Consider the following 19522-nt stretch of genomic DNA (forward strand, 5'->3'; position numbering starts at 1 on the left):
AACCAAAGTTGCCAAACATGAATCACAAAACTCCAAAACGCATCGTCGTCATCGGCGCCGGCATCGTCGGCGCGTCGCTCGCGTATCACCTGGCCAGCAAGGGTGCAAACGTCACCGTGGTCGAGGCGGGCGGCATCGCTTCCGGCGTGACGGGCACGTCGTTTGCCTGGATTAACACGTCGTGCGCCGGACAGGACCCCATCGCGGCCCTGCGCGGTGGCGCCATCGCCGCCTGGCGCCAGCTGGAAACGCAGGTGCCAGGCTTGACGGTGCGCTGGCATGGCGCCTTGTCGTATGGCACGCAGGATGGGCGCGTGTCGCCCGAATCCATGTTGGTAGATCGCGCGCGCATCGCCCAGCTTGAGCCACATCTCAGGCAGCCGCCGCAACAAGCCGTCCACGAGCCGGAGCAGGGTGCCCTCGATGCCGTTGCCGCCACGCATGCGTTGCTGGCAGCGGCCCAGGCACTTGGCGCGACCGTGCGCACGCACACGCCCGTGCTGGGCTTTGTGGTCCGGGACGCGAAGGTGACAGGCGTGGAAACGGCCGTGGACGTCATCGATGCGGATGTGATCGTATTGGCGGCAGGCACGGGTACCGCTGTGCTGGCACAGAAACTGGGCGCCAGCCTGCCCATCCACGCCTCGCCCGCCATCTTCCTGCGCTACACGGCGCCGCCCGGCCTCGTGCGCGGCATCATCTCCAGCCATGCAATGGAAGTGCGGCAAGCCGAGGATGGCACCATGCTGGCGGCGGAAGACTATGTGGACGACGCGCCGGAAAACCAGCCCGCCGCCATGGCGCAGCGCACGGCCAGTGCGATCCGCAGTGAACTTGCGGGCGCCGATTCCATCGCCCAAGAATTCGCCTGCGTCGGCCTGCGCCCCATGCCGGTCGATGGCGTGCCCATCATCGGTTACCTGTCGCAGGTGGAAGGAGCATACGTGTGCGCCATGCATCCTGGCGTGGTGCTGGCCGCCATCGTGGGCCAGCTTGCCAGCGGGGAAATCGTCACTGGCCAGCCGGCGCCGGCCTTGGAAGCTTGCCGACCCGCGCGCTTTCTGGCGTGATTGTGCGCTGATTCCTACGGCACTGGCGTCACAAACACGGGCAGGATGAACGGTGCTTGCTCCTGCTCATCGCCTTCCTCCGACGGGGCCTGCATGTAATCTTCGTTGCGCCAATCCCCGTTCACCACCCGGTCGGCGATCAGAGACAAATCCTGCGTTTCGCGCACCTCGCAGCGAAACGGCAACCGGCCATGCGAGCGCGACACCAGGCTGAAGCGCAACTGGCGGCATTGCGCATCGTGCCAGCAATAGAACAGCATCTCCTCGCCAACGAGCGCGCTGCTGCGTGCCGCGATCAATTCTCCGATGAATGCAACGATATCCGTCGCATGAATCTGCGGCGTTTCCTCGTCCGTGGGCGAAAAGCTCCACATATTGGTCATCGCTTCGTGATTGATATTATCGGGATCAATCTCCACGGCATCGTCTTTCGCCATGCTGAACCAGTTGTTAACGACGGTTGAGTGCATCATGTAAAGCTTTCAGTACTTATTGTATTTATTTGCGTATCACCGGCTGGATGATGCCGACGCATCCATTCATCCGCGACATCGCCCATGGTTTTGGCGGCGCCATCGCCTATCCAGGCCATGAAATCACGGTCCAGTTTGAATTGCGGCCCGCACTGGTCCAACAGGAAGCGCCGGACGTTTTGCGTGTTTTTATAGTGGGCGTCGACGACCGTGTGCCGGTTAATGACGCCGCCGTGCCAATTGAAATCCATGCTGTTTCCTTTGTTTCATCTTTTGGCTATATTCTCATGCCATCGAAATGCCCGCGCCAGCTTTTCCTTCATTTAATGAGCAGGACTACCGTAGTACGCCTTAGCCCCGCGGCCCATCCGCCAGCAACTCCGCCAGCCTCGTCGTCAGCCACAGACTCGTCTCGCTGAGTTTCTTGCCATGAATCGACAGTCGCCGCACCGGCAGGCGCGACAAGGCCAGGGCAGGGCACGGCACTTCCTGCAGATACCCTTTGTAATTGTCGTAGTTGGCGATGTTCAGGGGGAGAATCGCCCAGCCCAGCTCGTCCGCCACCATTTCCGCGATGCTGTAAAAACTGTCGGAAAACCAGACGGCGGGGCTGAAGGCGTGTTCGCGGTTCAGCTCGGAATCCATGATCAGCTGGCGGTAGCGGGTCAGCTCGTTGCGGCTCACTTCCTGGCCGTGGGCCATCGCATGGCCTTTGGCGACGAACACGCCTTGCGCCACGCTGCCGATGTGCTGCTGTTCCAGCACGGGGGAGATGGGGCCGCGGTCGAAGTGAAAAGCCACGTCGGCTTGCTGCTGCTCCACGTATTGCGCCACCTCGGACGCCGTGGCGTTGAGCATCACCAGTTCCAGCGCCGGGTAGCGCGCCGCCAGTTCCTTCACCAGCGTGCTGATGGCCAGGTAGGGCAGGGCTTCGTCCAGGGCCAGGGTCAGCTGCGCTTCGGGAGCGGCGCTCAAGAGCTGGGCGCGCAGCTGCAATCGCTCGGCCTGGCGCAGCAATTCGCACGCTTCCAGGTGCATCACCTTGCCCGCTTCCGTCAGCACAGCGCTGCGGCGCGAACGGTCGAACAGTTCCACGCCGAATTCCGCTTCCAGCAAGCCGATCGAGGTGCTGACCACCGATTGCGCGCGGCCCAGCCGGCGCGCCGCGCCCGAGAAAGAGCCGGCCGCGACGGCCGCCTCGAAGTAGCGCATTTGTTCCAAAGTCCATTGCATGGCATCCACCTATCTGTTTTACAGATGGATTTTAACTTGAATGCCATTCAGGGGCGACATAAAATGCATTTACATTTTCAACAACACGAGATCCGCCATGAAAAACGCTCAAGCCCATACCCCCGCCATCAGCTTCAGCTGGTGTCACGACGCCACCGCCGAAGATGCGCTGTGCAAGCTCTACCTTGATAACGTCAGCGCCGACTATATTTCCCATTCGGAGCTGCAGGGCGAGCGCGCCGATGCGCCCGGCAACTGGCGCGCGGACTTGCCTGAGGTGATCCGTGGCGAAATCCGCGCCGCCCTGTCGCATGACTGGGCACACGGCGATTCGACCCTGCTGGCTGTCGCCACTGCCGGCGACGATATCGTCGGCATGGCACTCGTCTCGATAGACACGCGCCAGCGCGCCTCGAAATCGTTCGCCGCGCTGGACGACTTGGTCTTGCTGCCCTCCGTGCGCGGCAGCGGCATCGGCAGCCAGCTGGTGGAGTGGGTAGCCGACGAGCTGCGCAGCCACGGCATCGCCCGTCTGTTCCTCGAATGCGGCGCGCACAACCTGACGGCGCAACAATTCTTCCAGGGCCGCGGCTTCAAGCAAGTGTCCGTCGTCATGCTGCGCGAACTCGACGTGCCAGCGGTAACCGCCGCCGTGGATGACAAGGATGGCGACCGTGGCTGACGCCCGCCGCCCCCGACAAGCCCAGGCCCGTGGCAGCCTGGAACGTAAATATTTGCGCAGCACCAAATTCATCCAAACCGATAGTTGTTAAAAGTTATACTAAATCCATGAGTTGTTTATGCATCCAATGAAAAAATGGCTGACGCTGGCCATCGTCTCCAGCGCCCTGTTCCTGATCGTGGTCGACATGACCGTGCTCTACACCGCCTTGCCCGCGCTGACGCGCGACTTGCAGGCATCCTCTTCGCAAAAACTGTGGATCATCAACGTGTACGCGCTGGTCGTCTCCGGTCTGCTGCCCGGCCTCGGCACCCTCGGTGACCGCTTGAGCCACAAACCCGTTTTCCTTGCCGGCCTGGCCGTGTTCGGCATCGCCTCGCTGTGCGCCGCCTTTTCGCCCGCGCCGGAATGGCTGATCTTTGCCCGCGTGCTGCTTGCCATCGGTGCCGCCTTGATGATGCCGGCCACCTTGTCCATCATCCGCCTGACCTTTACGGACAACCGCGAGCGCTCGTTCGCCATCGGCGTGTGGGCGGCCATCGCTTCCGGCGGCGCCGCGTTTGGCCCCGTGCTCGGTGGTTTCCTGATGGAACATTACTGGTGGGGTTCCGTCTTCCTGATCAACGTGCCCATCGTACTGCTGACCCTGGTGCTGGCCGCCGTCGTGCTGCCGAAACGGGCCGGTAACCGCGACAAGCCGTGGGATCTGAAGGGCTCGCTGCAAATCATGATGGGTCTGCTTGGTGGCGTGTATGCGATCAAGGAGCTGGGCAAGTCGCAGCCCTCGTATGCGCTGGCCGCTGCCTCGTTTGCCGTGGGCGCGTTCTTCATGCTGAAGTTCGTGCGCCGCCAGAAGCGCCAGGCCAAGCCGCTGATCGACTTCGCCCTGTTCCGCGAACTGCCGTTTTCCAGCGCCGTGGCCGCCGCCATGGTGGCCTCGGCCGCGCTGATCGGCATGGAACTGGCGCTGAGCCAGCACATGCAGCTGGTGCGTGAATTGTCGCCGCTGGAAGCGGGCTTGCTGCTGTTGCCGCTGCCGCTGGCGTCCGTGTTTGCCGGGCCCTTGACGGGTTTCATGCTGCCGCGCGCCGACAAGGCCAAGGTACTGTGGGGTTCGCTGCTGCTGTCCGGTATCGGCATGGCATCGTATCTGGTGCTGCATGACGCCGCCGTTTCGGCCCAAGTGGCCAGCCTGGTGATCCTGGGTCTGGGCCTGGGCGCCGTCATGACGGCCGCATCGAGCGCCGTGATGCTGAACGTGGCGCCACAGCAAGCGGGCATGGCCGCCTCGATCGAGGAAGTGTCGTATGAGCTGGGTGCCGTGATCGGCGTGACCGTGCTGGGCACCATCTTGTCGGCCGTCTACAGCGCCACCCTGGTCATCCCGGAAAGCGCGGGCCTGTTGCCGAATGCCCATGACACCCTCGATGCGGCGCTGCTGGCCGCCGAGCAATTGCCGGCCGAACTGGGCTTGCAAGTGTCGGAACTGGCCCGCTCGGCCTTTGACAAAGCGTTTATTGTCGTGCTGGCAACGGCTTCCGCCATCCTGATGGCGGCCGCGGCCACCATCCGCCACCTGCATCTGCGGGCGCGCCGCGCGGTCTGATAGTTCAGCGCAACAGCGGCGCCACCTTGTCGCGCAAGACCATCCATTGGGCGTCGTGCACGGCCTGGTTGGGGTCGTGTCCGGCGCGTTTCACCAAGGTAAAATCCTTGGCCGGCGCCGTGATGCTGTCGAAGTAGGTGCGCGCGATGGCGGGCGAGGTCAGCAGATCCGCTTCGCCCATGATGAAAAACACGGGCAAGTCAAAGCGCGTGCCCAGCGCGGGCAGGTCGACCTTGGCGAACATGCCGTCCCCTTGCATGCCGATGAACTGGATGTACGAATAATCATCGGCTGCCTCGGCCGCTGCCAGGGCTTGCGGCGTGGCGTAGAACGGCGCCGGCTGCCACCAGTGTTTCGGCGGCGCATCCGTTGCCAATCCCTCATATTTGCGGTCGAAGCGGCGCAGAATGCCGAAGTTGTGCGGATCGCGCCAGGGCGGCGCACCGAGCCCTGTCAGCTTGTCCACCGTGGTGGTATCGCCGGCCGCTTGCGCCAGCGCAAGCACTTCCCGGTACATGCCGGTTTCGTTGGCCCGCGCATTGACCACCTGCGCCGTGCCGATATACGCGTGGAACAGGTCCGGCTGCGCCTTGGCCATGTGCACACCGAGGATCGAGCCCCAGGAACTGCCCATCAAAATGACTTTCCGCTGGCCCAGATGCTGTTCGATATAGCGGGCCACGGCGATGCCGTCGTCGCGCATCTGTTCCACCGTCAAGCGCACATCTTCAGTGGGCTGCTGTTTTGCATACGTCATGCCTGCGCCGCGCTGGTCCCACTGCACCAGGGTGTAGTGGCGTTCCCAGCCGGCATAGATGGCATCCGCGTAGGGACTCAGCGCATTGCCGGGGCCGCCGTGGATGAACAGGATCACGGGATTGCCGCAGGCGGCGCCCGTGATCGTGATCCATTGCTCGATGCCATTGATGGGCACATAGCCTTGCTCGCGGACGGACTGTGCGGGCGAGGCGCAGATGGACGGCGAGACGGGCGGCGCCGCTTGCGCCACGCCGTAACAAGATAACAACAGCAATGCCAGGCCTGTGATGCGCATATCGTCCTTTTATATAGTTGGGGGGAACTGCAGCGTGCAATCCTGCGCCAGCTTGCCGGCGATAAAGCGGGTACTGGCCTGTGCAAAGCAGGCGGGCGCCGTCCAGAGCAGGAAATGCGGGGCGTTCTGCACGGTGGACAGGGCCACCTTGCCGGCCTTGCTCTGCGTCAAAGCCTGTACCTGCGCCTGCGCGCCCGCGTACGGCGTTTTCGGGTCCAGGGTTCCCTGCAGCACCAGAGTTGGCGGCACTTTCGCCGGCAAGGCGCCGAAAAAGGCATCGCGCGGGTAGGTGGGCAAGCCGCCGCCCAGCAGGATGCGGGGCAGGGGACTGGTAAACAGCAAGTCCGCCTCGTCGCGGTCGATGTCGGTGGCAGCCCAGCCGGGGCGCAACGAAGGCTGCAGATTGTTTTCCGAATTGCTGATGATACTGACCAGAGGAATCGACAGCGGCGACTGGGAATAGCTGCCCAGGCTGGCCGCCGCCTGCGTCAACGTGGCGCGCACGGACGCCAGTTCCGTTTCCTTGCCCTGGTCCAGCTCGCGCAGCAGATACGGGATGCGGGCGCGGGCGGCCGGCACGTCGAGCATGCCGCCCAGGAAATTTTTCAGGTTCTTGCCGGGAATCTTCGCCAGCAGGGCGGGATCCGCTTGCGTCTTGTCCAGCACGCGGCGGTACAGGGTTGCGGCCGGCTCGGCAATCGCCGCATGGCAGGCAGGGTCCGCGTCGCAGCGGGCCAGCACCTGCATGCCGACCGTGTTGACCACGTGCGAACGCTGGCTCAAGTCCCAGCGCGCATCCGTTTGCGGCGGCACCAGCGAGTCGAGGATGACGCCCTTGACGGGCAGCGGTCCCAGTTGCAAGGCGCGCAAGACCAGTTGCGTGCCGTACGACACACTGTATACATACACGGGCGGCTGTGTGCCCTTGGCCTTGCGTTCGCCTTCGATCAGGGCTTGCAAGTCGCGTGCCGCCATCGTGATGGAAAACTGGCCCGCGTATTCCGGCATCAAGTTGATGCCGGCAAAGCAGCTGCCCCATTCGGCGCCAGCCAGCGCGCGGCCGCCGGGACTCTGTTCCGACTCTTCCACCTTGCACAGGCGGGAAGAATTGCCCGTGCCGCGGTGGTCGGGGATGAGGAATTCAAAGCCGGGAAAGCTGCGGCGCAAGGTGGGCAGCAAGTTGTAGAACGAAGCGCCCGATTCGCCGGGACCGCCCGCCACCAGCCACAGGGTGCCCTTGGCGGCCTTGCCGGCAGGCACATCGGCCGCAAACTTGCGCACGAAAACGTGCATGGCGTCCGGCTCGCCGATGCCGCGGCCCTGGGCGTCGTAGCTGCCAGGCACGTTCAAGCCCGAACACAGGCTGCCGGGGGCCGCCGTATCGGAACAGGGCGTGAAAAACATCGGTTCAGCATGCAGGGAGGTGCCAACCAGCAGAGTGGCCAGCAGGGTCAGGCGGGGAAGAAAGGTCATCGGCTACTTTGGCAGAGATGGAGATCAGCCGCCAAAGTAGCGTTTTTTACAGCAATTGTCCAGATGGAAAGTTTTCCACGTGGATTTATTTGGCTTTACTGCCGCGCAGCAGCCTGAGGCCATTCGCCACCACCAGCAGGCTGGCACCCACGTCGGCGAACACGGCCATCCACAGGGTCGCCATGCCGGCCAGGGCCAGGCCAAAGAACACGGCTTTGATACCGATGGCAAAGCTGATGTTTTGCACGAGGATGATGCGCGTGCGCTGGCTCAGGCTGATGAATTCGGGCAATTTCCCCAGCTCGTCATCCATCAAGGCCACGTCCGCCGTTTCGATGGCCGTATCGCTGCCGGCCGCGCCCATGGCGAAGCCGATGTCGGCCTGCGTCAGGGCCGGGGCGTCGTTGACGCCGTCGCCCAGCATGGCGACCACGCCGAACTGCTGCTGCAAGGCCTTGATTTCATCGAGCTTGTTTTCCGGCAGCAGTTCCGCCTTGACCAGGCTGACGCCCACTTCGGCACCGATGCGCTGCGCCGTCAGCAGATTGTCGCCCGTCAGCATCACGGTGGTGACGCCCAGCGCATTCAATCTGGCGATGGCGGACGCCGCCGTGGGGCGCAGCACGTCGGCCACGGCGATGACGCCCAGCGCGCCGTCCGGCGTGGCCAGCACCATGGCCGTGTAGGCTTGCTGTTCCAGCCGCACCAGGATGGCTTGCAATGCCGGCGTCAGGATGTTCAATTCCGTCATCAGGCGCGCATTGCCCAGATAATAGGTCTGGTCGGCGATCGTGCCTTGCACGCCGCGTCCATGCAGGGCGGCAAACTGGGTCACGGGCAAATGGCTGCCAGCGGGCGGGCCCGCCTTGACGATGGCGGCGGCCAGCGGGTGGGCCGAATTGGCGTCCAGGCTGGCGGCCAGCAGCAAGATGGCGTCGCGGTTGTTACCTTCCAATGCCACCACGTCCGTGACGGCCGGTTTGCCCATGGTCAAGGTGCCCGTCTTGTCGACGGCGATGGCCTTGATGCGGTAGCCCGTTTCCAGGAATTGCCCGCCTTTCACCAGAATGCCGCGCCGCGCGGCCGCCGTCAGGCCGCTGACGACGGTGACAGGCGTGGAAATGACGAGCGCGCACGGGCAGGCGATCACCAGCATCACCAGCGCTTTATATACCCAGGCCATGAAGGGCGCGCCAAGAAGCAAAGGCGGCAGCACTGCCACCAGGATGGCGAACACGACCACGGCCGGCGTGTAGTAGCGGGCGAAATTGTCGACAAAGCGCTGCGTGGGCGCCTGTTTTCCTTGCGTTTCCTCGATCACCTTGACGATTTTCGCCAAGGTGCTGTTGCCGCTGTTGGCCGTGACGGTAACGTCGAGCAAGCCCCGTTCATTGATGGTGCCCGCATACACGACGTCGCCCACGGCCTTGTCCACCGGCATGCTTTCACCGGTGATCGGCGCCTGGTTGACGGACGATTCGCCGCTTTGCACGATGCCGTCGAGGGCGATGCGTTCGCCCGGCTTGACGCGCATCAGCGTGCCGATGGCCACCGTGGCGACAGCAACTGGCTGCCAGGCGCCGCTGGCGTCGGCAACGGTCGCCGTGTCGGGTGCCAGCTGCATCAGGCTGTGCACGGCGTTGCGCGCGCGGTTCAGGGACAAGCCTTCGATCAACTCGGCGATGGCGAACAGGAAGATGACCATGGCCGCTTCCGGCCACTGGCCGATGGCGATGGCGCCAAAGACCGCCAGGCTCATCAGGAAATTGATGTTCAGGGTGAACGTTTTCAGGGCAATCCAGCCCTTTTTCAGGGTCGGCCAGCCGCCCGTGGCGATCGACAGCAGGGCCAGGGCGATGACGAGGGGCGAACTGTCTTCATGCGTGGTCCACGCCAGCGCTTCGGCGCCGGCAGCGGCCAGGCCGGAGACGACCAGCAAGCCTTTTTGCAAGCTGCTGAGGTTGCCTTCATTCGGATCGCGCCTGACTACCGCGTCCGCCTTCATGGGAATCGCCTGCATGCCGATGCCGTGCAGCGCAGCTTCCACCGTGGCCAGTGTAGGCAGGGTGTGGTGCACGTCGAGCACGCGGTTCATCAGGTTGAAATCGAGGCCCACGACGCCGGCCATATTGCCCAGCTTGTTGCGGATCAACCGTTCTTCCGTGGGGCAATCCATGTTGGCAATGCGGTATTTGGCCGTGTTGGCGCCGGCGATGGGCGTGCTGGGCAGGACTGGGCCGGTTGGGGCGGCAGGCGTGGACGAGCACGCATGCTGGCTGGAACAGCAGCTGGCCGCCTTGGGCGCATGCTCGTGCTTGTGGTCATGCTTATGCTCGTGGTCAGGTGCGTGGTTATGGCTATCGTGCGGCATCGCATCATCCTTCCGGTTTCGTGTATGCTTCCATTAGAAACCCTGTAGCCGCTACAGGGTCAAGCGGAATTTGCATGAAAGAATGAAAAGGGGATGCCATGCGTATCGGAGAACTGGCCAAACGGACAGATTGTGACGTGGAAACCGTGCGTTACTATGAAAAGGCGGGCTTGCTGCAGGAACCGGGACGCAACAGCGCCGGCTACCGCGAGTACCGGGAAGAACACCAGGAACGGCTACAATTCATCCGCCATTGCCGCTCCCTGCAGATCGGCTTGACGGATATCCGTGCCTTGCTGGAATTTAAGAACAATCCAGCCGAAGGTTGTCAGAGCGTCAATGAATTGCTCGACCACCATATTCTGCGCATTGCCGAACAGATGGCGAATTTGCAAACCCTGCAGCAGCAACTGGTGACCTTGCGCCATCAGTGCGACCAGCCGCAGCCGTCGCAAGACTGCGCGATTTTGCAAAACCTGTCCGAGGCGGCCAGCGGCCACGACTGCGCCTGCCATACCGAACTTCATTGAACCGATTGCTGCATGTTGAAACTGTTGCCTAAAAAAACTTTATTGACCTTATCCCTGCTGTCGCCGCTGAGCCATGCCGCCGATGCCCCTGCCGCAACCGGCCACTACCTGACTTTGTACGCCGTGCCCGGCGTGCCGCAAAACGATGATCCGTACACCTGGAGCACGCTTGGCGGCAAGCAGCTGACGAAAGGCGTGACCAAGGCTGACGGCCGTGCCTATGTCAAGGGGGAGGAGGGCGAAGACACGTATATTCTGAAAACTGTCAGCATGCGCTGGCAGCTGAAGGTTCCCGCCGAATGCTGGCAGGGCGCCCCTGACGCCTTCCAGCAATGCATGCAACTGGCCAAAACCACGAGCCGCTATGATGAAGAGCAGGATGCGCTCAAGCTGGCGGAGCAGCAGAAGGAAGCCAGGATGCAGGCCAGGATCGCCGCCTATGCGGTGGCGGCCAGGGCCAACGACGATGCGTTGGCCTGGCTGGGGCGTTTGCCTTCGAGCTGGACCCTGGAAGGCTATGGCAAACGCCTGCTGGGCATCGGCGACAAGATCGCCAGGCATATCGCCGACGAAGTCCCGCAGGACGGGCCGGATGCGCGCCAGTTCGTCTGCCGCGCGCCCGCCTACTATGGCCCCGTGCCGGACCAGACCGCCGTCGAGGCCTGGATGGCATTGCCGGCCGACGTGCGCAAGGTGCGGGCCGGCCCGGCCTGGGATGCGCTGGTGGCGGCAGGCGGGAAAGGCAACTGGATGGCCCGCCTGGAACTGTATTACGCCTTGTCCAGCGTCAATGTCAGCGAATTGAGCCTGCTGGAACAGTACCGCATCGTGCAATTGATGGAATGGCTGCACAAGAAGAAGGTCGGCGGCCTGTACAGCTATTTCAGCGCCGCCATCCCGGCTGCGCCAGGTGGCAACTACCATGCCGCCTGGCGCAGGCAAGATCAGGTTTTCCTGTATTCCGCCCTGCTGGGTGATTACCATCAGCAATACCGCATGGGCAATGTCTTGCGGCGGGACACGGACCCCGCGCTGGCCGAGGCAGGCAAGGCCATGCAGGCCTGCGCCCAGGCCGCCATGCCGCACCGCCGCTAACGCGCCAGCAAGGGCGGGCCGCCATCACCCAGGCGGAAGGCGTCGACCACGCGCAATAAATCGTGCGCCTGGTCCTGCATGCTTTGCGCGGCGGCGGCCGACTGTTCGACGAGGGCGGCATTACGCTGGGTCAATTCGTCCATTTCCGTGATGGCATTGTTGACTTCCTCGATGCCCTTGCTCTGGCGCTGGCTGGCCGCCGTGATGTCGTTCATGATTTCCGTCACCTGCTGGACGGAGGCGACGATATCTCCCATGGTGCGCCCGGCGCTGTCGGCCAGTTCGCTGCCCGTTTCTATCCTGGCAACGGAATCCTCGATCAGCTGCTTGATTTCACGCGCCGCCGTGGCCGAACGCTGCGCCAGGCCCCGCACCTCGGTGGCGACGACGGCAAAGCCGCGCCCCTGTTCGCCTGCGCGCGCCGCTTCCACGGCCGCGTTCAAGGCGAGGATATTCGTCTGGAACGCGATGCCATCGATGACGGCGATGATATCGACGATGCGCCCGGAACTGGCCTTGATCGAGCCCATCGTTTCGACCACCTGGCCCACCACGCGGCCGCCTTCCAGCGCCACGTTCGAGGTCGACAGCACCATCTGGTTGGCCTGGTGCGCGTGACTGGCATTCTCGCGCACGGTATCGGTCAAGGCATGCATGGACGTTGCCGTTTCCTGCAAGGAATGGGCTTGCGACTCGGTGCGGGCCGACAAGTCGGCATTGCCGAGCGCGATTTCACTCGCTTCCACCGTGATGGTGGAGCCCGCCTGGCGGATGTCGCCCAATAAGGTGTTCCAGTTTTTCAGCACGGTGGCCAGGGCGCGTGACAGCTTGCCCACCTCGTCGTCACCCTGCGCCTCGATGCGCGTGGTCAGGTCGCCGGCGGCCAGCGATTCGGCGGCGCGGCAAGCATCATCGATGGGCCGCACCACGGAGCGCGCCACCCACGTGGCGATCAGGGCCAGCAAGGCAAAGCCGATGACCATGGTACCCAGCGACAGCCAGCCGGCCCGCTGGCCCGCATTCTTGGTATCCTGCAACGCATCGACTGTGCGGTGATCGAGGTTGAGCAGCACCTGGCGCAACTGTCCGCGCACTTGCTGGTAGTGCCCGGCGGCATTTTGCATCGCGGCCACGCCCGTATTCGGGTCCATGGACGCCAGGTCCAGCGCCTGTGCCACGCTGGCACGGTAGCGCTCGATGCCCGGCAGCGCCTGGCCCGCTTCCGTGGCGGCGCCCGAGAATTTCTGCAGTTCCTTCAAGCCTTGCGCAATGGCGTTCAGCTGGCCATCCGTTTGCGCGCCGAATTGCTTGAACTGTTCGTCCGACAGGCTGGCCGCGATGGCAATCTTCGCGTACACGTCGGCGTGCACCTGGCCCAGGGCAATGGCTTGCTGGTTCGCAAGCCGTTCGGCCGTCAGGGTGACGTCTTTCAATTCGCGCATGCGCTGCTCGTTCTGCTGCATGGCGAAGTAGGACAAGGCCCCCATGGCCAGCAGGCAAGCCAGCGCGACCACCGGGACGATCAACATCTTCTGTGCGATTTTCATCGGAAGCCCTATCGTCAAGAGAGCGGAAAACCATCCCGGCGCTGGCGGCGCGGCGGCCGGCTACAGGTAGATGCCACCGCAGACGACAGTCTCGGCCAGCTTTTCGCAATACATCACTTTCGGCTCGATTTTCTTGGTTTCCGGATTCGTGAATTTGTATTCCTGCCAGAACGTGCCCTTGCTCTTGGCCAAGTCGACTCGTTCCTTGACGAAAGCCTTGCCATCGATATCCTTCAATTCGATCAGGTTCTTGCCCACCATTTTCGGGTTGGCGCCATGCGCGACGACCGTGCCGTCGAGTTTATAGACGACCAGGTACAGGTCGTGCAGGATGAATTGCGGCGACTTGGCCGTGATTTCGCCATACGCCTTGGCGTCGCCAGCGCTCTTGATGTAGGCCACGCCTTTCTTGACCATGGCTTCGGCATCGGGGCGCGTGGCGCCGCCTTCCGCAGCGCTGGCGATACCAGGCAAGGTAGCGGCGGCAAGCATGAGCGGCAGGCAAATGGCAGGGGCGAACTTGGGCATGAAAATCTCCTTCACATTGCGGCAGAGGGACGCCGGCGCGGAACCGGTGCGGTAGGGAAAGTGCTGCTGGTTCATGGTAGCGCGATGCCAGCGGGCATGCGCTGGTGCAACAGATTTTTTTTGCGTGGGGCGTTTTTGCAACGCTGCGTGCAGTTTACAAAAACGCTGTTTTCAGTGTAGAAACGGTGCTGAAGGCTATCGATACGCTAGTGTGGCATCCGCGCCGCGCTACCAGTCGGCCGGGTCTTCCGCCGCCGCGCGCGCCAGGTCGTCGCGCCAGTCCTGCTGCGCCAGTCGGTAGATATCGGCAAAGAAGGCGCGCGGGTCGTCCATCTCGTCCCACCGGGCCGGCAGCGCATGCGTGCTTTCGGGGTCATGTTCGAGGATGGCCTGGAAATCGTAAGCAGGGTCTTGCAAGGCCTGCGCCAGCACAGCCACCAGCGCGTGGCGGTGGCGGTAGCCGAGTTCCTTGTATTGCGACGTGATGTCGCGCCGTATCAGCGCCGCGCGCTGGGCGGGATCGTTCATGTCCCAGGCCTCCAGCTCCACGCCCAGGGTTTCTTCGCGGTCATACACGTCAAAGGGACCGAGGAAATGGTGCAAGGTGGGAAGGTAGGGGGCGTCGCTCCAGGGGCCGCGCAATCCTTTTTGCTGTTGCATGATGGATCGCCCTTTTACGCGCACTCGGGCAAGGTCCAGCCTTCATACCCGAGGTCGGTCGGGTAGATGGCGCGGTTCTGGCCCCAGCGGGCATGGTCGAGAATGCCGTCTTCATGCATGTCCAGCACCCATTCCGTGCTCTCCAGCAGGGTGCCATCCTTGTGATACACGCGGAAAAAGGTGGATGTGCTGAGGGCGCGCACGATGTTCTGCGGTACGCCGTTGCCGTAGTGCGGCACATAGGTCTTGATCACGCACGAGCCCTGATCGTTCCACTGCTGTGCATAGACGGTGGCATTGCGCGCCGCGCTCACCTTGATGAAGAGCCAACCTGCCAACACAATGATGAGCAGGAAGGCGGCGACGATCAGGCCGGTTTTCTTGAGTAGCTGCATGAGGTCATGGCATGGCCAAAAACGAAGTTGCCGCATTGTATGTCAAGAGCGGAAATACTTGCTGTACAGCACGTACTGCAAGTATTTCCCCGCGTATGGCTGTCTATTTCGCCAACGTCGCCTGCAGGGCGTTCGCCATTTCCAGGTGATGTTGCAGCGCTGGCAAGGTTTTGACGGCAAAGGCCTTGATGTCGGGATCGCTGGCTTTCTGGCTGGCGTCCGTAAACAGTTTCACGGCTTCCTTGTGCGCCGCCACGCCGATGCTGGCCGCATATTCCTTGTCGAAAGGCTGGCCTTCCAGGCGGCTCAGCCTGTCGATCTGCGCCTTGTGTTTGGCGCCGGGCTGGTCGCTGACCTCGATTTGCTTGCTGCTGGCCAGCTGTTTCAGCTCCTCAGCCACTTTCGTGTGGTCGGTGACCATGGCGTCGGCGAATTTCTTCACCTCCCCATTGCTGCTCTTGCTTTGCGCCACTTTGCTGGCAGCAATTTCTGTGCTGCCAGCATCGGCGGCCTTGCTGAGGAATTGCTTGTCGTACGCGCCCGGCGCGGCAGCGGCGATGCTGTTGATGGCGATGCCGCTCAAGAGCGCCACGGCGGCGCCGATGGCCACGCTTTTCAGGGAGGGCGTACGCGAACTGGTGGTAGAGATAGGCATGGGAAATCCTTTCATATCGTGAGTGCATGCGTGGTTTTTTCTACAAGCTGATGACAATGTTAAGCCCGCAGCCTGCGCACACCCATAGGACAGTCACGACCATGCCCGTAGGACTAGTCCTGTTCGTTAGCGCACAATTCGACTTGTTTGAGAGCAAACAAAGCGGCAATGCCCGCATCGCGGCGCCAGGCGGGCATGCCGATATCGAGCCATTCTGCCATCGCGTCCAGGTGCGAGGGTTCCGAGACGCTGTGTTCGAGTTCGTCGAGCACCGTGTCGCGGTCGATATACAGGCTGTCCAGCCAGGCGTCGAAGGATGGCGCCAGCTCCATCATTCCGTGGGCCCGCTTGCCCGTCCAGTCTGGCAACTCCTGCACATAGGCCAGTACCCGGCCGCCGCCTTCCTCCGTCAGGTCCAGGTAGACCATGGAATTGCCGCCATCGCGGGCAAATGGCAGGATGCGCACCGGCATGTCCGTATTCTCGCGCTCGGAGCGGATTTCGCCCACCAGAGTTTCATCGCAGAAATCGCCTTCGTCGGCGCTGAAGAAGGTATTGAAACCCATTTTTTCCACGCCGCCATTGCCGTCCGGCACATCGCAGGTGTAATCAAAATAAGCGCCGTTGGCCACTTGCAAGAACGCGAGGAAGGCGGGCGGCAAGGGCGCTTCCAGCAAGGCTTCGATGGCGGCGATCTGCTGCGCCGTGGGGGCGGGCTTGGCGCCCTCGATCGCCAGGTGACGATACCGCATGTAATGGTTGCTCATTGATTCTCCTTGTATTTATTCTTGTATCCAGACAGGCGCTGGCGCCGCATCGTCGCAGCCCGTCTCCACCTTGGCCAGCGCATCGGCGAGGCCGGCGCGCAGCACGGCCATCGAGCGGGCCTTGTCATCGATCTGGGCAATTTTCGTTTCCAGCATCGCTCGTTTGGTGGCCGTATCGAGCGCGTTTTCCTGCCATACAGCAATGACTTCGGCGATTTCCTTCAAGGTAAAGCCCAGCGCCTTGGCGTGGCCGATCAGCTCGATCCGCCGCAGCGCCTGCGCCGAATATTCCTTGTAGTTATTCGTCAAGCCCGGCTGCGGCGCTTCATCCAGCAGACCCTGGCGCTCGTAAAAACGCACCGTGTCCTTGCTCACGCCCGTCAGACGGGTGATTTCTCCGATGCGCATAGTTTTTTGACTTTCTACTCATTTGCGTTCCACGCTTGACCGTGGACTAAGGACCACAGTTTACATTAAAAACACTTTCAACCACGACACTTTTGCCATGCTCCCATACGACTATTTCAACCAGACCGTGCTGATCACGGGTGCCTCGTCCGGCATCGGCCGCGTCTTCGCGGAAACCCTGGCCGCGCGCGGCGCCAATTTGCTGCTGCTGGCCCGTTCCGGCGCCGTGCTCGACAGCCTGGCCAAGGAACTTTCCCAGCGCCACGGCATCCGCGCGCATGCGCTGGTGGCCGACCTGGGCCTGCCCGGCGCAGCAGCACAAGCCCACGCGCAAGCCTGCGCGCTGGGCATGGCGCCCGATGTACTGATCAATAATGCGGGTTTCGCCACGCACGGCCGCTTCGAAAGCATCGATCTGGCGCGCCAGGGGCTTGAGGTGGCCGTCAATTGCACGGCCCTGATGGTACTGACGCACTGCGCCTTGCCGCACATGCTGGCCCAAGGGCGGGGTGCCATCATTAATGTGGCGTCCACGGCGGCCCTGCAACCCGATCCCTACATGGCCGTGTATGGCGCTAGCAAGGCTTTCGTGCTGTCGTTTTCGGAAGCCCTGTGGGCCGAAAACCGCAACCGCGGCGTGCGCGTGCTGGCCCTGTGCCCGGGCGCCACGGAAACGGCCTTTTTCGACGTGGTGGCGGCACCCGAAGCGGCCGTGGGCAAGCGCATGGATCCTCAAGCCGTCGTCGATGAAGCGCTGCGCGCGCTGGACCGGGGCCGCAGCAGCCACGTGGCAGGCAGGCCGAACCGGCTGCTGGCCTGGCTGCCGCGCTTGCTGCCGCGCCAGACCGTGCTGGGGATTGTGGCAGGCATGCTCAAGCCGAAGGCGGCGTAGGCTTCAGAAGGCCATGGTGGCGGACATGGCTGGCGCGGTCAGCATGGCTTGCCGCTGCGCATGGTGCCTATTAGATGGCGTCATTGACAAAAACGTCGTCGAGGTTGCGCGGTTCGCGCGCGACTTTGCCCGTGCGCTCGAAGCGGAAACGCGCAGACATCGCATACGCAGCCTTGCGCACGCGCATGATGGAGCCGAGCGGCCGGTGCGCCAGCAGGCCATGCCAGGGGCTGAAGGCCATGCCGTCATCGACGGCACGCGACAGGGCTTCGCTCCAGCCCGCCTGCGGCTGGGCCGTGATGCGCGCCACGGGCAGATACGGGCTGTCTGCCTCGGGCCAGGCGACGGAAGCGTCTTCCAGCGGCATGCTGGCGATGTCGCGGCACAGCTGGATACGCACTTCCCAGGTGGCCGCATGGCGGGCAAAGTAGGCCACGACGGCGTCGCGCAAGCCATTCGGCTTGCCATCCAGGTCGACAGGCGCACCTTTCAGGGCTGACAGTTCCGGCAACACGGGCACCAGCGCCACCTTGGCCATGTAGACGCCATATAAAATGGGCGCCTGGCTATAGTAGGTTTCGCCCAGCACATGAGTTTCCGGATGGCCACCCAGGCTTTTCAGCGTACCGCTTTCGCCACCCACGGCTTCGAGCGCCTTTTCCGCTCCCTGCAGTACGGTCGACAGCGCCTGTTTCAGGCGCGGGACTTTATCCGTGGTGCTGGCCAGCAGCTTCAGGCTGCCGAGGAAATTTTTCGCGCTGGGTGCGAGGAAGGCGGGACCGTTGACGAGCACGAAATCCTGCGTGCTGGCGGGCTCCGTGCCATCGTCCGGTTCCAGGCTGGACAGCTGCGTGCCCGGTACGCCGATCACTTTGATGGCCATGCCACGCGGTACGGATACCTTGTCGTCAAGCATGTCGCCAGGGATGGTGGAGATGCGCATGACCACATCGTAGCTGGCCGGCGTGGCGAACAGGCCTTGCGCCAGCTCGGGCGCCAGGCCATCGAGTATCTGCAGGCGGGCGCGCAGCAAGCCGTGGCTTTTCGCATGCACGCTGCGCGTGGCATGGCCCGAGTCGGCATAGGTAGTGGCGGAAATGCCGTGCAGGGTCTGCAGCAGCTGCGCGCACGTCTCCTGCTCGCCGTCCTCTTCAAACTCGTAGCGTGGCTCGTAGGGCAGGGGCGGGCGTGGAATGGCGAACATGGCTTTTCCTTGTGATGGGTGAGTGTGCCCCCATCATTGCCGCCAACGCCACATCCTTCTGTTTGCTGGCATACACTGGCCCCTAAATACCTGCCGATGCCGCCTTTTGCGCCACGAAAGCGGCCGTCCGGTAGGGCACGCTGATGCTGTCCCGCCCGCGCAAGGCCGGCTCCGAGGCGATCATCTGGCGAATCTCGTCGTCGATGCGCTGGCGTGCCTGCGGCGGCAAGGCGGCAATAAAACTGGTGGAGCGCACGCGGTTGAACAGCACGTCTTCGGCCGTGCCCGTATGCTCCTGGGAAAATTGCGTTTCCTGCAAGTGTGTCAGCCCCGCGTGGGGGAAGACGTGGCGCCAGACGCCTGTGTAGTAGCGGGGCGTGTCGCCCTCGACACGGTTGACGATGGCGTCCAGGCTGGCCACCCAGGGCACGCTGGCGTCGCGCAGATTCCACACCAGGCCCAGCCTGCCGCCCGGCTTGAGCACGCGCAAGATCTCGTCGAGCGCCGCAGAGGTGGCGAACCAGTGGAAGGCTTGCGCGCAAACAACGGCATCGACCGAGGCGTCGGGCAGGGGAATGGCCGTTGCCGTGCCTGGCAGGGCCTGGACTTGCGGCAAGGTTGCGGACAATGTCGCCAGCATGGCCGGCACTGGTTCCACGGCGATGACCGTGGCGCCCGTGTCCAGCAGGCGCGGCGTGAACTTGCCCGTGCCGGCGCCCAGGTCCAGCACGGTGGCGCCCGGCCCCAGGCCCAGGCTATCCTTCAGCCAGGCCGACACTTCCGGCGGATAATCGGGCCGGCCCTTGACGTAGCTGGCGGCTGCCGTGGCGTAACCGCCGGCTGCCGCGTGATGGATATTGCTGCTCATGCAAGACTCCT

The 19522-nt window shown here is 63.2% G+C and carries 21 protein-coding genes; 6 read left to right on the top strand and 15 right to left on the bottom strand.

All coding sequences use genetic code 11. The features are described 5' to 3' along the window. The first annotated feature begins 17 nt into the window (after positions 1-17). On the top strand, positions 18-1070 hold the full coding sequence (locus BLT98_RS01220; protein ID WP_092604899.1) for an NAD(P)/FAD-dependent oxidoreductase: 1053 nt from the start codon (positions 18-20) through the stop codon (positions 1068-1070). A 14-nt stretch (positions 1071-1084) separates the two neighbouring features. On the opposite strand, the gene BLT98_RS01225 is transcribed toward BLT98_RS01220, so the two are convergent. From BLT98_RS01225 to BLT98_RS01235, 3 genes are all read right to left on the bottom strand, one after another. Beyond that, the gene (locus BLT98_RS01225; RefSeq protein ID WP_092604900.1) at positions 1085-1543 is read right to left on the bottom strand and encodes a hypothetical protein; all 459 of its coding nucleotides are present in this window, start codon (positions 1541-1543) and stop codon (positions 1085-1087) included. Beyond that, entirely contained in the window at positions 1540-1794 is a 255-nt protein-coding gene (locus tag BLT98_RS01230; RefSeq protein ID WP_052140591.1) for a DUF6434 domain-containing protein, read from the bottom strand. Before BLT98_RS01230 ends, BLT98_RS01225 begins: the two co-directional genes overlap by 4 nt. A gap of 100 nt (positions 1795-1894) precedes the next feature. Then, the gene (locus BLT98_RS01235) at positions 1895-2776 is read right to left on the bottom strand and encodes a LysR family transcriptional regulator (protein ID WP_170846252.1); all 882 of its coding nucleotides are present in this window, start codon (positions 2774-2776) and stop codon (positions 1895-1897) included. 97 nt (positions 2777-2873) lie between these two features. Between BLT98_RS01235 and BLT98_RS01240 the strand changes: the two genes are divergently transcribed. After that, positions 2874-3458 carry a GNAT family N-acetyltransferase gene (locus BLT98_RS01240; RefSeq protein ID WP_170846253.1) on the top strand — a complete coding sequence of 195 codons (585 nt, stop codon included), beginning with the start codon at positions 2874-2876 and terminating at the stop codon, positions 3456-3458. Positions 3459-3585: 127 nt separating this feature from the next. After that, entirely contained in the window at positions 3586-5064 is a 1479-nt protein-coding gene (locus BLT98_RS01245; RefSeq protein ID WP_280141174.1) for an MFS transporter, read from the top strand. A 4-nt stretch (positions 5065-5068) separates the two neighbouring features. On the opposite strand, the gene BLT98_RS01250 is transcribed toward BLT98_RS01245, so the two are convergent. From BLT98_RS01250 to BLT98_RS01260, 3 genes are all read right to left on the bottom strand, one after another. Further along, the gene (locus tag BLT98_RS01250) at positions 5069-6118 is read right to left on the bottom strand and encodes an alpha/beta hydrolase (protein WP_092604904.1); all 1050 of its coding nucleotides are present in this window, start codon (positions 6116-6118) and stop codon (positions 5069-5071) included. A gap of 9 nt (positions 6119-6127) precedes the next feature. Next, positions 6128-7591 (bottom strand): alpha/beta fold hydrolase, encoded by a 1464-nt coding sequence (locus tag BLT98_RS01255; protein WP_092604905.1) that lies wholly within the window; start codon positions 7589-7591, stop codon positions 6128-6130. A gap of 85 nt (positions 7592-7676) precedes the next feature. Continuing rightward, positions 7677-9962 carry a heavy metal translocating P-type ATPase gene (locus tag BLT98_RS01260; protein WP_092604906.1) on the bottom strand — a complete coding sequence of 762 codons (2286 nt, stop codon included), beginning with the start codon at positions 9960-9962 and terminating at the stop codon, positions 7677-7679. A gap of 98 nt (positions 9963-10060) precedes the next feature. On the opposite strand from BLT98_RS01260, the gene cadR reads away from it, so the two are divergent. Next, positions 10061-10492 carry a Cd(II)/Pb(II)-responsive transcriptional regulator gene (gene cadR / locus BLT98_RS01265; protein ID WP_034787498.1) on the top strand — a complete coding sequence of 144 codons (432 nt, stop codon included), beginning with the start codon at positions 10061-10063 and terminating at the stop codon, positions 10490-10492. 12 nt (positions 10493-10504) lie between these two features. Then, on the top strand, positions 10505-11587 hold the full coding sequence (locus tag BLT98_RS01270) for a hypothetical protein (protein WP_170846254.1): 1083 nt from the start codon (positions 10505-10507) through the stop codon (positions 11585-11587). On the opposite strand, the gene BLT98_RS01275 is transcribed toward BLT98_RS01270, so the two are convergent. The 7 genes from BLT98_RS01275 to BLT98_RS01305 form a co-directional block, all read right to left on the bottom strand. Further along, positions 11584-13134 carry a methyl-accepting chemotaxis protein gene (locus BLT98_RS01275; protein WP_244517342.1) on the bottom strand — a complete coding sequence of 517 codons (1551 nt, stop codon included), beginning with the start codon at positions 13132-13134 and terminating at the stop codon, positions 11584-11586. The two genes, BLT98_RS01270 and BLT98_RS01275, sit on opposite strands and share 4 nt — an antisense overlap. A 60-nt stretch (positions 13135-13194) precedes the next feature. Further along, positions 13195-13737 carry a cache domain-containing protein gene (locus tag BLT98_RS01280; RefSeq protein ID WP_244517343.1) on the bottom strand — a complete coding sequence of 181 codons (543 nt, stop codon included), beginning with the start codon at positions 13735-13737 and terminating at the stop codon, positions 13195-13197. Between the two features lie 153 nt (positions 13738-13890). Continuing rightward, entirely contained in the window at positions 13891-14322 is a 432-nt protein-coding gene (locus tag BLT98_RS01285; RefSeq protein ID WP_092604909.1) for a hypothetical protein, read from the bottom strand. Between the two features lie 14 nt (positions 14323-14336). Further along, complete coding sequence (locus BLT98_RS01290) at positions 14337-14717, bottom strand: hypothetical protein (RefSeq protein WP_092604910.1); 381 nt, start codon at positions 14715-14717, stop codon at positions 14337-14339. A 103-nt stretch (positions 14718-14820) separates the two neighbouring features. Further along, positions 14821-15372: a DUF4142 domain-containing protein gene (locus BLT98_RS01295; protein WP_052140594.1), complete on the bottom strand. Its 552-nt coding sequence runs from the start codon at positions 15370-15372 to the stop codon at positions 14821-14823. A gap of 113 nt (positions 15373-15485) precedes the next feature. After that, positions 15486-16139, bottom strand: a complete 654-nt coding sequence (locus tag BLT98_RS01300) for an SMI1/KNR4 family protein (protein WP_092604911.1) — start codon at positions 16137-16139, stop codon at positions 15486-15488. Positions 16140-16154: 15 nt separating this feature from the next. After that, a complete protein-coding gene (locus tag BLT98_RS01305) occupies positions 16155-16547 on the bottom strand; it encodes a MerR family transcriptional regulator (protein WP_092604912.1) in 393 nt (130 codons plus the stop codon). A 97-nt stretch (positions 16548-16644) separates the two neighbouring features. Between BLT98_RS01305 and BLT98_RS01310 the strand changes: the two genes are divergently transcribed. Beyond that, a complete protein-coding gene (locus tag BLT98_RS01310) occupies positions 16645-17439 on the top strand; it encodes an SDR family NAD(P)-dependent oxidoreductase (RefSeq protein WP_092604913.1) in 795 nt (264 codons plus the stop codon). 70 nt (positions 17440-17509) lie between these two features. Here BLT98_RS01310 and BLT98_RS01315 read toward each other — a convergent pair whose 3' ends face one another. Further along, positions 17510-18643 (bottom strand): catalase family protein, encoded by a 1134-nt coding sequence (locus BLT98_RS01315; protein ID WP_092604914.1) that lies wholly within the window; start codon positions 18641-18643, stop codon positions 17510-17512. Positions 18644-18725: 82 nt separating this feature from the next. Next, entirely contained in the window at positions 18726-19511 is a 786-nt protein-coding gene (locus BLT98_RS01320) for a class I SAM-dependent methyltransferase (protein ID WP_092604915.1), read from the bottom strand. Positions 19512-19522 lie beyond the last annotated feature (11 nt).

The organism is Janthinobacterium sp. YR213, assembly GCF_900099875.1.
Lineage (GTDB): Bacteria > Pseudomonadota > Gammaproteobacteria > Burkholderiales > Burkholderiaceae_D > Janthinobacterium > Janthinobacterium lividum.

Excerpts from the sequence above, each read along its gene's own strand:
- BLT98_RS01310 (WP_092604913.1), top strand. The coding sequence starts at position 16,645 with ATGCTCCCATACGACTATTTCAACCAGACCGTGCTGATCACGGGTGCC.
- BLT98_RS01245 (WP_280141174.1), top strand. The coding sequence starts at position 3,586 with ATGAAAAAATGGCTGACGCTGGCCATCGTCTCCAGCGCCCTGTTCCTG.
- BLT98_RS01285 (WP_092604909.1), bottom strand. The coding sequence starts at position 14,322 with ATGCAACAGCAAAAAGGATTGCGCGGCCCCTGGAGCGACGCCCCCTAC.
- BLT98_RS01290 (WP_092604910.1), bottom strand. The coding sequence starts at position 14,717 with ATGCAGCTACTCAAGAAAACCGGCCTGATCGTCGCCGCCTTCCTGCTC.
- BLT98_RS01300 (WP_092604911.1), bottom strand. The coding sequence starts at position 16,139 with ATGAGCAACCATTACATGCGGTATCGTCACCTGGCGATCGAGGGCGCC.
- BLT98_RS01315 (WP_092604914.1), bottom strand. The coding sequence starts at position 18,643 with ATGTTCGCCATTCCACGCCCGCCCCTGCCCTACGAGCCACGCTACGAG.
- BLT98_RS01230 (WP_052140591.1), bottom strand. The coding sequence starts at position 1,794 with ATGGATTTCAATTGGCACGGCGGCGTCATTAACCGGCACACGGTCGTC.
- BLT98_RS01270 (WP_170846254.1), top strand. The coding sequence starts at position 10,505 with ATGTTGAAACTGTTGCCTAAAAAAACTTTATTGACCTTATCCCTGCTG.
- BLT98_RS01225 (WP_092604900.1), bottom strand. The coding sequence starts at position 1,543 with ATGATGCACTCAACCGTCGTTAACAACTGGTTCAGCATGGCGAAAGAC.
- BLT98_RS01255 (WP_092604905.1), bottom strand. The coding sequence starts at position 7,591 with ATGACCTTTCTTCCCCGCCTGACCCTGCTGGCCACTCTGCTGGTTGGC.
- BLT98_RS01295 (WP_052140594.1), bottom strand. The coding sequence starts at position 15,372 with ATGCCTATCTCTACCACCAGTTCGCGTACGCCCTCCCTGAAAAGCGTG.
- BLT98_RS01280 (WP_244517343.1), bottom strand. The coding sequence starts at position 13,737 with ATGAACCAGCAGCACTTTCCCTACCGCACCGGTTCCGCGCCGGCGTCC.
- BLT98_RS01250 (WP_092604904.1), bottom strand. The coding sequence starts at position 6,118 with ATGCGCATCACAGGCCTGGCATTGCTGTTGTTATCTTGTTACGGCGTG.
- BLT98_RS01305 (WP_092604912.1), bottom strand. The coding sequence starts at position 16,547 with ATGCGCATCGGAGAAATCACCCGTCTGACGGGCGTGAGCAAGGACACG.
- BLT98_RS01260 (WP_092604906.1), bottom strand. The coding sequence starts at position 9,962 with ATGCCGCACGATAGCCATAACCACGCACCTGACCACGAGCATAAGCAT.
- BLT98_RS01240 (WP_170846253.1), top strand. The coding sequence starts at position 2,874 with ATGAAAAACGCTCAAGCCCATACCCCCGCCATCAGCTTCAGCTGGTGT.
- cadR (WP_034787498.1), top strand. The coding sequence starts at position 10,061 with ATGCGTATCGGAGAACTGGCCAAACGGACAGATTGTGACGTGGAAACC.
- BLT98_RS01220 (WP_092604899.1), top strand. The coding sequence starts at position 18 with ATGAATCACAAAACTCCAAAACGCATCGTCGTCATCGGCGCCGGCATC.
- BLT98_RS01320 (WP_092604915.1), bottom strand. The coding sequence starts at position 19,511 with ATGAGCAGCAATATCCATCACGCGGCAGCCGGCGGTTACGCCACGGCA.
- BLT98_RS01235 (WP_170846252.1), bottom strand. The coding sequence starts at position 2,776 with ATGCAATGGACTTTGGAACAAATGCGCTACTTCGAGGCGGCCGTCGCG.
- BLT98_RS01275 (WP_244517342.1), bottom strand. The coding sequence starts at position 13,134 with ATGAAAATCGCACAGAAGATGTTGATCGTCCCGGTGGTCGCGCTGGCT.